15 protein-coding genes and 3 tRNA genes are annotated in these 12557 nt (G+C 45.0%); 14 read left to right on the top strand and 4 right to left on the bottom strand.

Translation table 11 applies throughout. The annotated features are described in order from the left end of the window. The first annotated feature begins 29 nt into the window (after positions 1–29). Complete coding sequence (locus tag F0232_RS21020; protein WP_155647308.1) at positions 30–200, top strand: hypothetical protein; 171 nt, start codon at positions 30–32, stop codon at positions 198–200. A gap of 59 nt (positions 201–259) precedes the next feature. On the opposite strand, the gene F0232_RS21015 is transcribed toward F0232_RS21020, so the two are convergent. Both F0232_RS21015 and F0232_RS21010 read right to left on the bottom strand, forming a co-directional pair. Continuing rightward, complete coding sequence (locus F0232_RS21015; protein WP_061032416.1) at positions 260–1369, bottom strand: PilT/PilU family type 4a pilus ATPase; 1110 nt, start codon at positions 1367–1369, stop codon at positions 260–262. Between the two features lie 14 nt (positions 1370–1383). Beyond that, positions 1384–2421 carry a type IV pilus twitching motility protein PilT gene (locus tag F0232_RS21010; RefSeq protein WP_061032415.1) on the bottom strand — a complete coding sequence of 346 codons (1038 nt, stop codon included), beginning with the start codon at positions 2419–2421 and terminating at the stop codon, positions 1384–1386. Between the two features lie 26 nt (positions 2422–2447). Here F0232_RS21010 and F0232_RS21005 point away from each other — a divergent pair, with 26 nt between their 5' ends. The 7 genes from F0232_RS21005 (at position 2448) to hemW (ending at position 7301) form a co-directional block, all read left to right on the top strand. Then, positions 2448–3152, top strand: coding sequence for a YggS family pyridoxal phosphate-dependent enzyme (locus tag F0232_RS21005; RefSeq protein ID WP_061032414.1), 705 nt, complete (start codon positions 2448–2450; stop codon positions 3150–3152). Positions 3153–3233: 81 nt separating this feature from the next. After that, positions 3234–4052, top strand: coding sequence for a pyrroline-5-carboxylate reductase (gene proC / locus F0232_RS21000; protein ID WP_061032413.1), 819 nt, complete (start codon positions 3234–3236; stop codon positions 4050–4052). A 76-nt stretch (positions 4053–4128) separates the two neighbouring features. Continuing rightward, positions 4129–4686 carry a YggT family protein gene (locus F0232_RS20995; protein ID WP_017069592.1) on the top strand — a complete coding sequence of 186 codons (558 nt, stop codon included), beginning with the start codon at positions 4129–4131 and terminating at the stop codon, positions 4684–4686. A gap of 29 nt (positions 4687–4715) precedes the next feature. After that, positions 4716–5006: a DUF167 family protein YggU gene (gene yggU, locus F0232_RS20990; RefSeq protein WP_061032412.1), complete on the top strand. Its 291-nt coding sequence runs from the start codon at positions 4716–4718 to the stop codon at positions 5004–5006. 28 nt (positions 5007–5034) lie between these two features. Next, on the top strand, positions 5035–5466 hold the full coding sequence (locus F0232_RS20985; protein WP_061032411.1) for a DUF4426 domain-containing protein: 432 nt from the start codon (positions 5035–5037) through the stop codon (positions 5464–5466). Positions 5467–5514: 48 nt separating this feature from the next. After that, a complete protein-coding gene (locus F0232_RS20980; protein ID WP_061032410.1) occupies positions 5515–6114 on the top strand; it encodes an XTP/dITP diphosphatase in 600 nt (199 codons plus the stop codon). Beyond that, on the top strand, positions 6114–7301 hold the full coding sequence (gene hemW, locus F0232_RS20975; protein WP_105057607.1) for a radical SAM family heme chaperone HemW: 1188 nt from the start codon (positions 6114–6116) through the stop codon (positions 7299–7301). Before F0232_RS20980 ends, hemW begins: the two co-directional genes overlap by 1 nt. 124 nt (positions 7302–7425) lie before the next feature. Here the strand turns inward: hemW and glsB are convergent, their stop codons facing one another. Beyond that, on the bottom strand, positions 7426–8346 hold the full coding sequence (gene glsB, locus F0232_RS20970; RefSeq protein ID WP_008223607.1) for a glutaminase B: 921 nt from the start codon (positions 8344–8346) through the stop codon (positions 7426–7428). Between the two features lie 350 nt (positions 8347–8696). Beyond that, positions 8697–9416: a tRNA (guanosine(46)-N7)-methyltransferase TrmB gene (gene trmB, locus F0232_RS20965; protein WP_061032408.1), complete on the bottom strand. Its 720-nt coding sequence runs from the start codon at positions 9414–9416 to the stop codon at positions 8697–8699. A 165-nt stretch (positions 9417–9581) separates the two neighbouring features. Here trmB and mutY point away from each other — a divergent pair, with 165 nt between their 5' ends. The 6 genes from mutY to F0232_RS20935 all read left to right on the top strand — a co-directional run bounded on the left by mutY (position 9582) and on the right by F0232_RS20935 (position 12553). Then, positions 9582–10637 carry an A/G-specific adenine glycosylase gene (gene mutY, locus F0232_RS20960; protein WP_061032407.1) on the top strand — a complete coding sequence of 352 codons (1056 nt, stop codon included), beginning with the start codon at positions 9582–9584 and terminating at the stop codon, positions 10635–10637. Between the two features lie 28 nt (positions 10638–10665). After that, positions 10666–10938, top strand: coding sequence for an oxidative damage protection protein (locus tag F0232_RS20955; RefSeq protein WP_004738952.1), 273 nt, complete (start codon positions 10666–10668; stop codon positions 10936–10938). Positions 10939–11007: 69 nt separating this feature from the next. Then, on the top strand, positions 11008–12141 hold the full coding sequence (gene mltC / locus F0232_RS20950) for a membrane-bound lytic murein transglycosylase MltC (RefSeq protein ID WP_061032406.1): 1134 nt from the start codon (positions 11008–11010) through the stop codon (positions 12139–12141). Between the two features lie 103 nt (positions 12142–12244). After that, positions 12245–12320 (top strand) — tRNA-Phe (locus tag F0232_RS20945). 74 nt (positions 12321–12394) lie between these two features. Further along, positions 12395–12470: transfer RNA gene (locus F0232_RS20940), tRNA-Thr, on the top strand. Positions 12471–12477: 7 nt separating this feature from the next. Continuing rightward, positions 12478–12553, top strand: a tRNA-Phe gene (locus tag F0232_RS20935). The last annotated feature ends 4 nt before the right edge of the window (positions 12554–12557 follow it).

Here is a 12557-nt window from a genome sequence, read left to right as displayed (position 1 = left end):
AATTCATCAATAGGTAAGTGGGAGTTCACATGAAAATTTTTCTAGCAATCTTCGCCGCTCTAACCATTTCTGCGTGCAGCTCAACAGGGTCTAGTAGCGCTAGTTACATGAATGATGGCAAAACCAATTCAGGATTCAATAGTGGCAATATGTACTACGACGACAGTCGAAGAAGTCATGGCTCGTTGAACAGCAACTAGAACAACAATGGTAAGCCAGATCTCTCCGTCAAAAGAGCTCTGGCTTTTTATTTTTCAATCTAACCCATATCAATTTTCACGCCAGATAATGCTCCAGTTCCATAGTCATCATCACCTCGTCTGGTTTTTAGCATCAAACGTAAGTCATTAGCCGAATCGGCACTATGAAACGCATCTTCTTCGCTAATCTTTCCCGCTACAACTAAATCAAACAAAGCTTGGTCAAAAGTCTGCATGCCAACTTCTTTTGATTTTGCCATTGTTGCTTTTAGCTCGTGCAATTCACCACGACGAATCAAGTCAGACACTCGTGGGCTGTTGAGTAGAATCTCAAATACACCATGACGCCCGCTGCCATTCTTATCTCGAATTAACTGCTGAGCAATCACACCACGCAGATTCATCGACAGATCAAACAGGAACTGTTCTTTCTGCTCTTTAGGCACCAAATGAAGAATACGCTCTAACGCTTGGTTGGCATTATTCGCGTGCAAAGTTGCCATACACAAGTGACCCGTCTCAGCAAAGGTCATCGCATATTCCATGGTTTCGCGGCTACGGATTTCGCCAATCAAAATCATATCTGGCGCTTGGCGCAACGAGTTTTTAAGGGCGACTTCATAGCTCTCGGTGTCGAGCCCTACTTCACGCTGAGTGACTATGCATTTCTTATGTTCGTGGACGAATTCAATCGGGTCTTCAACCGTCAATATATGCCCAGAACGATTGGTATTGCGGTAGCCTGTCATCGCCGCCATCGAGGTCGATTTACCAGAACCCGTAGCCCCAACCACCAGCACAAGCCCACGCTTGGCAATTGAGAGGTCTTGTAATACATCAGGAAGCTTTAATTGCTCAAAGGTTGGGATGTTCGTCTCGATGCGTCGAATCACTGCTCCAGGCAGCTCTCGCTGAAAGAACGCACTAACACGAAAGCGACCAAAATCACGTACAATGGCAAAGTTAGCCTCACGCGTTTGCTGATATTCATCACGTCGTTCTTGATCCATCATCGCATCAAGTAGCTGAGCGACCTGCGCCGAATTCAGCTTCTCGCCTTGCGGTCGCAGCTCACCATCGACACGGAACAAAACAGGCGCATCAACGGTGATATAAAGATCGGACGCTTTTTGAGAAAGCATTCCCTCAAGGATTTGATTCAATTCCATTATGTACACCTTGATTAAAACATTGAGGTTTCAATTTCGATCTTTTTCTCGACCTCTTCCGAGTCAACTAAGCCTTGAGCCATCAGCTGCTTCGCATTTTGCTCCATGGTTTGCATTCCATGTGCTGCGCCTGTTTGAATGATCGAATACATCTGAGCGACTTTATCTTCACGAATCAAGTTTCTGATCGCTGGTGTCGCCATCATGATTTCATGACAAGCCACACGACCACCACCAACACGTTTTAGCAACTTCTGGGCAATCACCGAGCGTAATGATTCAGACAACATTGAGCGAACCATGTCTTTATCGCTACCAGGGAAAACATCAATGATACGGTCAATCGTTTTTGCCGCTGAACTGGTATGCAACGTACCAAAAACCAAGTGACCAGTTTCTGCAGCCGTTAGTGCTAAGCTGATCGTCTCTTGGTCACGAAGCTCACCAACAAGGATAACGTCAGGGTCTTCACGTAACGCACTGCGCAGCGCCGCTTTAAAGCTATGAGTATCACGATGAACCTCACGCTGGTTCACTAGGCACTTATTGTTGGTGTGAACAAATTCAATCGGGTCTTCTATGGTGAGAATATGCTTATTATGGTTACGGTTAACGTAATCCACCATCGCCGCAAGAGTAGTCGATTTACCAGAACCAGTTGGGCCTGTAACTAACACTAGACCCTTTTCGAAATTAGCAATCTTTTCAAAGATATCAGGAGCGCCTAACTGTTCTAACGTCGGAATCTCGACAGGGATAGTTCGAAAGACAGCTGAGCAGCCACGGGCTTGGTTAAAAGCGTTAACACGGAAACGACCGACATTGGGTAATTCAAAAGAGAAGTCGACTTCCAGTTTTTCCTCAAATTCACCGCGCTGCGAGTCGCTCATGATCTCAAAAACCAAACGGTGCACATCAGCATGACTCAAAGCTGGTATTCCAAGCTTCCTTACTTCACCATCTATACGTACCATTGGAGATACACCCGCAGAAAGATGTAGATCTGACGCGTTATGCTTTACACTAAAATCTAGTAACTCAGTGATATCCATTTATTTTCCCTTAAGTAAAGTCAGCTATGAGTAGTATTCAACAAAATATCGAACAAATCACCTCACAGATTCGTAGTGCTGAGCAAAAGTGCGGACGAGCTCCAGAGTCCGTGCAACTTTTAGCCGTCAGCAAAACTAAACCTATTGATGCGATTCTAGAAGCCGCACTCGGAGGCCAAATTGCCTTTGGTGAAAACTATGTTCAAGAAGGTGTCGATAAAGTAAAACACTTTTCAGAACAACATTCTAACCTAAATTTGGAATGGCACTTTATTGGTCCAATCCAGTCAAATAAAACTCGCCCTATTGCAGAAAGCTTCGCATGGGTACACTCCATCGATCGCGATAAGATCGCTCAGAGACTGAATGACCAACGTCCAAGCGAGCTTCCACCTTTGCAAGTGTTAATTCAAGTAAACACCAGTGGTGAAGCGTCCAAGTCTGGCACATCTGAAGAGTCAGTTTTTGCACTGGCAGAGTTGATTTCCTCACTGCCCAACCTCACTTTAAGAGGGTTGATGTCGATTCCTGCAAACGTCTCTGACTATCAATCACAGCTTAACGCTTTCTCTCAACTGGCAGAGCTAAAAGATAAGCTAGCTGCAAAATATCCTGATATTGATACCCTTTCGATGGGCATGAGTGGTGATATGGACGCAGCAGTCGAGGCTGGCAGCACCATGGTTCGCATTGGAACCGCGATTTTTGGTGCTCGTGATTACGCGAAATAGCGACACCTAACAACCTAAAAAAGTATAAGTATTGATACCGCTCCGCTTTTGCCGCGCAGCGATACGCTCAGGATTTGATATATGGAACATAAGAACATCGCCTTTATCGGGGCGGGAAACATGGTGCGCTCAATTGTAGCGGGCTTAGTAGCGAGTGGTTACCCAGCGCATAAGATTACAGCGACAGCGCCTTCTGACACGAGAAGAGTGCCGTTAGAGCAAGAATACGGCATCAATACCACCAGCGATAATATTGCCGCAGCTAAGCAAGCAGACGTTGTTGTATTATCGGTGAAACCACAAATGATGGCCGATGTATGTAAACCCTTACAAAGCATCGACTTTAGCAACAAACTGGTAATCTCAATTGCCGCAGGTATTAATGCGAATCGACTCAATGAGATGTTAGACTGCCAACTGAACCTGGTTCGTGTAATGCCAAACACGCCATCATTGCTTGGTAAAGGCATGAGTGGGCTTTATGCTGATTCAACCGTTAGCCAAGCAGATAAAGATTTCGCATCACAGCTAATGCAAGCTGTAGGTGAAGTGAGCTGGGTAGAACAAGAATCTGGTATCAACAACATTATTGCAGCGGCAGGCAGCGCTCCGGCTTACTTCTTCCTGTTTATGGAAGCGATGCAAGCGGAAGCAGTCAATCAAGGTTTCGACCAAGAGACGGCCCGCAAGCTAGTGCAGCAATCGGCATTAGGCGCGGCAGAGATGGTGGTCGCGAATCCAGATACAGAATTATCTACACTACGTGAGCAAGTGACTTCAAAAGGTGGTACTACCGCCGAAGCACTGCGCACGTTTAATGAACATCAACTATCAGACATCGTAGCCAAAGCCATGCAAGCGGCAGTTGCTCGAGCTGAAGAGATGGAAAAACTGTTTTAGTACCAATCAAGGTACAAAAGCCTTGCGTCGCTCATGTGATATCTAAGCGGCAAGTAAATCCGAAAAAGGAAACAATATGAACTCGATGAGCTTTCTGATCTCGACCGTTTTTGATCTTTACATCATGGTTGTGATCTTGCGTATCTGGCTACAAGCATCACGTGCAGATTTCTACAATCCGTTCTCACAATTCATCGTAAAAGCGACACAACCAGTGGTAGCTCCACTACGCCGAGTTATTCCATCAATCGGCAGCCTAGATCTGGCAACGGTTGTTTTCGCTTATGTGCTATGTGTACTCAAGTTCGTCGCTCTCAACTTAATTATCTCTGGCGGCGCGGCTGTGTTCGACATCAGCTTCCTAATCTTTGGCGGACTATCTCTGATTAAAGCGGCGGGTGGTTTGATTTTCTGGGTACTACTAATCCGTGCAATCCTAAGCTGGGTTAGTCAAGGTCGCAGCCCAATCGAGTATGTGTTCCATCAACTGACTGAGCCAATGCTAATGCCTATCCGCCGTATCCTACCGGATATGGGTGGCTTCGACTTAAGCGTTCTGGTTCTGTTCATTGTTCTTCAGTTTGCGAACTTCCTAATGGGTGACATGATTGGTCCTATTTGGTATCAGCTATAATTCAAGTACGAACATCAGGTACTTTGACGATGCCAAAAGCGGTTTGGGTCGAGGGAGACGATATTCTTCTTAGACTCTATATCCAACCCAAAGCAAGCCGAGACAAAATTGTTGGCTTGCATGGTGAGGAACTCAAAATTGCCATCACCGCTCCCCCGGTAGATGGCAAAGCCAATGTCCACTTAGCGAAATACCTAGCGAAACAGTTTAAGGTCGCTAAAGGGCAAATTAAGATAGAAAAGGGAGAGCTCGGTCGGCATAAGCAAGTTCGAATATGCTCGCCAAGCCAAATCCCCACTGAAGTCAAAGCCATCCTATGATGGCTTTTTGCTATTTATTGGAGTCATTATGCGTCTATGGATTACAGCACTACTTACAGCTCTTGTTGCCCTACCAAGCTCAGCAGGACAATTTAAAAACATTAAGGATGTCGAGGTTCACTACTCAGCTTTTAACTCAACATTTTTAACGGCTCAAGTCGCTAAGCAATATAAACTTAAGCGAAATGGCTACTCAGCGATTCTGAACATCAGCGTGCTAGACAAAGCTTCCCTTGGCAAACCAGCAACAACCGCTAAAGTCACGGGAACAGCCAAGAACCTTGTGGGCAATACTCGCACACTTAACTTCCGCGAGATAAAGGAAGGTGATGCGATTTATTACCTAGCTGAGTTCCCTGTAACACACGAAGAAAACATCACTTTTGATATTGATGTTAACGCAGGTTTGAAAGGCACAGGCCCACTGCGATTCACACAAAAATTCTATATAGAAGAGTAGGTTCAGCCTTCACTTTTCTGTTCACCAACTTATTAGAGCAACATCCCCATGAGTAAGATTGTTTTAGCCACAGGCAACCAAGGTAAAGTTCGCGAGATGGCAGGTATTCTGTCTGAGTTTGGTTTTGACGTTGTCGCACAAAGTGAGTTTAACGTTTCAGAAGTCGCTGAGACAGGAACAACTTTCATTGAAAATGCCATCATCAAAGCTCGCCATGCTGCCAAAGAGACAGGGCTGCCAGCCATTGCTGACGACTCCGGTTTAGAGGTTGACTTCCTTAAGGGCGCGCCAGGTATCTACTCTGCACGTTACTCAGGTGAAGGTGCTACCGATAAGCAGAACATCGAAAAGCTGCTTGATGCCATGCAAGGTGTTGAGGTAGCAAAGCGTACTGCTCGTTTCCACTGTGTATTGGTGCTAATGCGTCACGAAAATGATCCAACACCATTGGTATGTCATGGTAAGTGGGAAGGACAAATTCTGACTGAAGAACACGGCGAAAATGGCTTTGGCTACGATCCTGTATTCTTTGTTCCAGAAGAGAACTGTGCATCTGCCGAGCTTGACCCTTCACGCAAAAAGCAACTATCACACCGTGGTAAAGCCCTTGCGTCACTATTCAAAGCACTCAAAGAGCAAGATCAGTAATGCACAATGCAGCACTCGTTCCACCAGCTCTTAGCCTTTATGTACACATCCCGTGGTGTGTACAAAAGTGTCCGTATTGTGATTTCAACTCACACGCGTTGAAAACCGAGATCCCAGAAAAAGAGTACATCGATGCACTGCTAGAAGATCTTGATACTGATATCGAAAAATATCAGCTAAATGGCATGCCTCGTCCGCTGCATTCGATCTTTATTGGTGGTGGTACTCCAAGCCTGTTCTCTCCAGAAGGTATCGGTCGACTGCTTCAAGGCATTGAGCAACGCATCCCATTCAAACCTGAAATTGAAATTACCATGGAAGCCAACCCCGGCACCATTGAAGCGGAGCGTTTTGCTGGTTACCAAAAAGCGGGGATTACCCGTATCTCGGTTGGTGTACAAAGCTTTGAGCAAGAGAAGCTAGAAAGGCTTGGGCGTATCCATGGTCAAGATGAAGCAGTCAACGCAGCTCACCTTGCACATAAAATCGGTCTAAACAGCTTTAACCTCGATCTTATGCATGGCTTACCGGATCAAAGCATCGAGCAAGCGTTGGCGGATCTAGATAAAGCGATCGAGTTAGATCCCCCGCATTTATCTTGGTACCAGCTAACAATAGAACCTAACACCATGTTCTATTACAAAACGCCCACCCTACCTGATGACGATGATCTCTGGGACATCTTCGAATTGGGCCACAAAAAGCTCGCTGATGCAGGGTATGTGCAGTACGAAATATCAGGCTACAGCAAGCCGGGCTACCAGTGTCAACACAACCTCAACTACTGGCGTTTCGGTGACTACTTGGGTATTGGCTGCGGCTCTCATGGCAAGCTGAGTTTTGCTGATGGACGAATCATTCGAACGACTAAGGTTAAACACCCTAGAGGCTATTTGGCGGCTTACCAGAATATGGTGAAGCCTTATATTTCGGATGAATTTGAAGTAGCAAACGAAGATCGCCCTTTCGAGTTTTTCATGAACCGTTTCAGGCTGATGGAAGCATGCCCTAAGCAAGATTTCATTGATACGACAGGGCTTGGTTTTGACGCTGTTCAGCCAACAATTGAGTGGGCAAAAGAGCTAGGTTACTTGAGCGAAACCGACACTCATTGGCAGATCACAGAAAAAGGAAAGCTGTTCCTCAACGATTTGCTAGAAGCCTTCATGGCTGAAGAAGACGAATAGTTCGAGATTCGAGAAGCATTGCGTAAGGGTTGGCTTTAGGGTCAACCCTTTTTGTTTTATAGCCCTGTCTCGGAGCGAAGCGTTCTATAGGACAACGTCCGTGCTCGAATCTCGTATCTTTCTCTTAGAAAATAGAACGACCAATACGTTCTGAAAGCAGCTCGAGAGCCTTAGTGCCAGCCAGTGAGTTACCAGAAGGATCCAGCTCTGGAGACCACACTGCAATCGTCATCTCACCCGGTACGATAGCGATAATACCGCCACCTACTCCCGATTTACCCGGCATACCAACGCGATAAGCAAACTCACCGGCTCCATCGTACAAACCACAAGTCGCAAGCAAAGCATTCAACTGCTTAGTCTGTACCGGCGTGATGATCTCTTTCTTAGTCTGAACTGATACACCTTTGTTCGCTAAATAGCTAAAGGTTTTCGCCAAATCCACACAAGTCATCTTAAGTGCACAAGCATGGAAGTAATTATTGAGTACAGGGATAACATCGTTCTCGAAATTACCAAACGAGCGCATCAAGTACGCGATAGCCGCGTTGCGGTCGCTGTGCATCATTTCTGAAGCAGCTACAACCTTGTCGTACACGATATGCGTATCGCCCGATAACTGACGCACAAACTCTAATAAACGCTGTCTTGGCGCTGACAAGCGGCTTTGTAGTAGGTCTGCAACAACAATTGCACCAGCATTGATGAACGGGTTACGAGGAATCCCATGTTCCATCTCAAGCTGAATCATCGAGTTAAAGGCTTGCCCTGAAGGCTCTTTACCTACACGCTGCCAAATCTCTTCCGGCTTATAGAGCACCATTGCTAACGTCAAACTCAAAGCCTTAGAGATAGATTGTACAGAGAAGGCTTCCTCTGCATCACCAGCTTGAATCACTTCTCCTTCATTGGTGTACACCGCAATCGCCAGTTTCTGGTTCGATACACGCGCTAATGCAGGAATATAATCAGCGACCTTTCCCTGACCAATTAAAGGGCGAACTTCTTCTAAGATCTCGGCCAAAATAGCTTGAGTTGGTTTCATGTGTGCTTACTTCTATATTGTTATTTTTGTAGGGATGTAACATATACCAATCGTAGTAAATAACGGCTCACTCTAGCTTGTTAAAGCGCTCGATAACTGCGTGAGAATTTTTGATTGTAGAGTAACTACTTATCGAAAAATGCGGCCTTGTTCTCAAGCCTTTTTCCTACGCTATTTCTGCTCACTTACTTACTGTGATTGATACTACTTTCTGTCGTTAAGCCTTTACTGAAATAAAAGCCTAAGGACAAAAAAGCCAACACTACAATAATGTTGGCTTTTATCAATCCCACAAAGTGTAAGGTTAAGATCCTAATCAAATCTCACCTTATATTTGTTGATGTTCAGAATTACTGAGTACGCTTGTACTTAATATCCCAAACGCCGTGACCTAAACGGTGGCCACGAGCTTCAAATTTAGTCAGTGGACGCTCATCCGGGCGAGGAATGTAATCACCATCTTCAGCGATATTCTCAAAACCTGGAGCAACGTTCATTACTTCAATCATGTGCTCTGCGTAGTTTTCCCAGTCAGTTGCCATGTGGAAAATACCAGTTTCAAGGTGTAGCTTAGCACGAACCATTTCAGCGAATTCAGCTTTAACGATACGACGCTTGTGGTGACGAGCTTTGTGCCATGGGTCAGGGAAAAACAGTTGCAGTGTATGCAGGCTGCTATCTGGAATCATGTGTTCAAATACTTCAACAGCATCGTGACACATTACACGTAGGTTAGTTACGCCAGCATCGCGCGCAGTACCCAAACAAGCACCAACACCTGGGCTGTGAACTTCAATACCTAAGAAGTTCTTCTCAGGTGCGTTCTTTGCCATTTCAACCAGTGATGCACCCATACCGAAGCCAATCTCTAGTACAACTGGGTTATCGTTGCCAAATACTTCTTTCCAGTTAAGAAGCTCTGGGTTGTAGTCGATACCCATTGTTGGCCAACATTCATTCATCGCGTTCTCTTGGCCTTTTGTTAAGCGGCCTTCGCGGCGAACAAAACTACGGATCTTACGAACCAGTTTGCCGTCTTCAGTATATTCGTTAGTGGTCACTTCACTCATTGATTTTTGCCTGCACATTGATTAATCAAAGCGGGGATTATCCAAAGAATTGCCTTCGGTGCAAGTCTTTCCGTGGATAAATTCCCACACAATTTGTCTGTTTTACATCCAACGTTAAGTGTGGTGCAATTTCGCTTCTAATAATAGCAAAGCATAGAGCATGTCGTGACTCCTTTCGCAACCGCCATATTAAAGTGGTATGACGCCTACGGGCGTAAAGAATTACCTTGGCAACAAAACAAAACCGCCTACACCGTTTGGCTATCTGAAATAATGCTTCAGCAGACTCAGGTCACCACGGTGATTCCATACTACCAACGCTTCCTGGAACGTTTTCCAACAGTTATCGATCTAGCAAACGCCGAGCAAGATGAAGTGCTCCATCTATGGACAGGGCTTGGTTACTACGCACGAGCTCGTAACCTACACAAAGCTGCCAAGATCGTCGCAGAGCAATATGGTGGGGAGTTTCCACTTTCTCTCGAAGAAATGAATGCGCTTCCAGGCATTGGTCGCTCAACAGCGGCAGCTGTTCTGTCCTCTGTTTACAAGCTCCCTCATGCGATCCTTGATGGTAACGTGAAGCGAACGCTTGCAAGAAGCTTTGCTGTCGAGGGTTGGCCTGGACAAAAGAAGGTTGAAAACCAACTCTGGGAACACGCAGAGGCACACACACCAAAGCAAGATGTCGATAAGTACAATCAAGCTATGATGGATATGGGAGCAATGGTTTGTACTCGTAGCAAGCCTAAATGTACTCTGTGCCCAATTGAAAGCATGTGTGAAGCTAAAAAACTCGATAGACAACTCGACTTCCCTGGCAAAAAGCCAAAGAAAGAGAAACCAGTAAAAGAGACATGGTTTGTAATCCTGTATCACGATAACCAAGTATGGCTTGAGCAGCGCCCTCAATCAGGTATCTGGGGAGGCTTATTCTGTTTCCCTCAAAATGAGAACGCAGAAATCGAACACCAATTGGATCTTCGTTCAATCACAAACACAGATTCAATCAAGACCATGATTGCGTTTAGGCATACTTTCAGCCACTACCACTTAGATATCACACCAGTATTAGTAAAATTAGATAAACAACCAGATTTGATAATGGAAGGGACTAAAGGTCTCTGGTATAACTTATCAAAACCAGAAGAAATTGGCCTAGCCGCTCCTGTAAAGCAGCTTATTGAAAGCCTACCCTTTGAACTGAATGACGACGTTTGAATCAACGAACGCGATAAGAGGAACCACTATGAGCCGCACTGTATTTTGTGCTCGCCTCCAGAAAGACGCTGAAGGCTTAGAATTTCAACTTTACCCAGGTGACTTAGGTAAGCGTATCTTTGACAACATCTCTAAAGAAGCTTGGGGACAATGGCAAAGCAAACAAACCATGCTTATCAATGAAAAGAAGCTAAATATGATGGATCCTGAACATCGTAAACTTCTTGAAACTGAGATGGTTAACTTCCTTTTCGAAGGTAAAGATGTCGTAATTGATGGCTACACTCCACCAAGCGAATAAGACATTTATTTAAGCAAATTTTAATGACATCATGGTTAGCGCTGCGATGTCATTTTTGTATGAGGAACTATGAAAAAGCTCAGTTACTTCCTAACCGCCATGCTACTTACTGGTTGCAGTCGTGAGTTCGTTGAGAGCATTTATGATGTGAATTACGAGCCAACCAACCGATTCGTAAATAACTTAGCGGAGTTACCCGGTCAATTTGAAAAAGATACAGGCGCATTAGACGCTTTGATCAATAGCTTTTCTGGCAATATCCAAAAGCGCTGGGGTAGCAACGAAATCAAGATGGCAGGTAAGAGTAACTATGTGAAATACATAGATAATTACTTGAGCCGATCAGAAGTAAACTTTAGCGAGGGCCTGATAACGGTAGAAACAGTTTCCTCAACAGAGCCTAAAAAACACCTCAAAAATGCAATTATGACAACGCTGTTGACACCGGATGATCCAGCACATGTCGACCTATTCTCTTCAAAAAGTATCAAATTAGAAGGTAAACCTTTTCTCTATAACCAAGTTGTAGACCAAGAGAAAAAGCCTATCCAATGGACATGGCGCGCCAACAAATTTGCTGACTACCTGATTGCCAACAACCTCAAAACCAAAGAAGTCGACTTTAAAAAAGCCTATTACGTTGAAATCCCTATGGTGGCCGATCACGCAAGCCAACGTAGTTACCAATATGCCGATATCGTTCGACGTGCATCTAAGCGCTATGACATCCCAGAAGACTTAATCTACGCAATCATCAAGACAGAAAGTAGCTTTAACCCATATGCGGTTAGCTGGGCGAATGCATACGGCTTGATGCAAGTTGTGCCGAAAACAGCAGGTCGAGATGTATTTAAACTGGTAAAAAACAAACCTGGGGAGCCTACTCCTGAGTACTTATTCAACCCAGAAAACAACATTGATGCCGGCACCGCGTACTTTTACATCCTTAAAAATCGCTATTTGAAAGATGTGCGACACCCCACAACATTGGAATACAGCATGATTTCTGCGTACAACGGTGGCACTGGTGGTGTACTCAATACCTTTAGCAAGGACAGAAAGCGAGCAATGCGTGACTTAAACTCACTGCAACCGAGTCAAGCTTACTGGGCACTTACTAAAAAACACCCGAACAAAGAGTCGCGCCGATACCTAGAAAAAGTAACAAAGTTCAAGAAAGATTTTAACCAAGGTAAAACGTAAGCCTCACTTTTGAATAAAAAAACAACTAACGAACGTTTTTTTTAATTATTTTCAAAAAAGGTGTTGACGGTTATGCAGAAAATCCGTTTAATAGCGCTCCGTTGCCCGGATAGCTCAGTCGGTAGAGCAGAGGATTGAAAATCCTCGTGTCGGTGGTTCGATTCCGCCTCCGGGCACCACAATTTGATTTGTTGGTGTCAACACTCTTTAACAGGGAGTAACAGCACGGACAAAAGCATAAAGAATTTAGTGTGCCGACTTAGCTCAGTAGGTAGAGCAACTGACTTGTAATCAGTAGGTCACCAGTTCGACTCCGGTAGTCGGCACCATTCTTTTGCCTCGATAGCTCAGTCGGTAGAGCAGCGGATTGAAAATCCGCGTGTCGGTGGTTCGATTCCGCCTCGAGGCACCATTAT

The sequence above is a fragment of the Vibrio sp. T3Y01 genome, assembly GCF_013114525.1.
Taxonomy (GTDB): domain Bacteria; phylum Pseudomonadota; class Gammaproteobacteria; order Enterobacterales; family Vibrionaceae; genus Vibrio; species Vibrio chagasii_B.
Note: the sequence above shows the minus strand (reverse complement) of the source record. Positions and strands in the feature narration are given on the sequence as shown.

Bases quoted from the DNA above. Each gene is read 5' to 3' on its own strand.
- F0232_RS21020 (WP_155647308.1), top strand. From the start codon at position 30: ATGAAAATTTTTCTAGCAATCTTCGCCGCTCTAACCATTTCTGCGTGC.
- F0232_RS21015 (WP_061032416.1), bottom strand. From the start codon at position 1,369: ATGGAATTGAATCAAATCCTTGAGGGAATGCTTTCTCAAAAAGCGTCC.
- F0232_RS21010 (WP_061032415.1), bottom strand. From the start codon at position 2,421: ATGGATATCACTGAGTTACTAGATTTTAGTGTAAAGCATAACGCGTCA.
- F0232_RS21005 (WP_061032414.1), top strand. From the start codon at position 2,448: ATGAGTAGTATTCAACAAAATATCGAACAAATCACCTCACAGATTCGT.
- proC (WP_061032413.1), top strand. From the start codon at position 3,234: ATGGAACATAAGAACATCGCCTTTATCGGGGCGGGAAACATGGTGCGC.
- F0232_RS20995 (WP_017069592.1), top strand. From the start codon at position 4,129: ATGAACTCGATGAGCTTTCTGATCTCGACCGTTTTTGATCTTTACATC.
- yggU (WP_061032412.1), top strand. From the start codon at position 4,716: ATGCCAAAAGCGGTTTGGGTCGAGGGAGACGATATTCTTCTTAGACTC.
- F0232_RS20985 (WP_061032411.1), top strand. From the start codon at position 5,035: ATGCGTCTATGGATTACAGCACTACTTACAGCTCTTGTTGCCCTACCA.
- F0232_RS20980 (WP_061032410.1), top strand. From the start codon at position 5,515: ATGAGTAAGATTGTTTTAGCCACAGGCAACCAAGGTAAAGTTCGCGAG.
- hemW (WP_105057607.1), top strand. From the start codon at position 6,114: ATGCACAATGCAGCACTCGTTCCACCAGCTCTTAGCCTTTATGTACAC.
- glsB (WP_008223607.1), bottom strand. From the start codon at position 8,346: ATGAAACCAACTCAAGCTATTTTGGCCGAGATCTTAGAAGAAGTTCGC.
- trmB (WP_061032408.1), bottom strand. From the start codon at position 9,416: ATGAGTGAAGTGACCACTAACGAATATACTGAAGACGGCAAACTGGTT.
- F0232_RS20955 (WP_004738952.1), top strand. From the start codon at position 10,666: ATGAGCCGCACTGTATTTTGTGCTCGCCTCCAGAAAGACGCTGAAGGC.
- mltC (WP_061032406.1), top strand. From the start codon at position 11,008: ATGAAAAAGCTCAGTTACTTCCTAACCGCCATGCTACTTACTGGTTGC.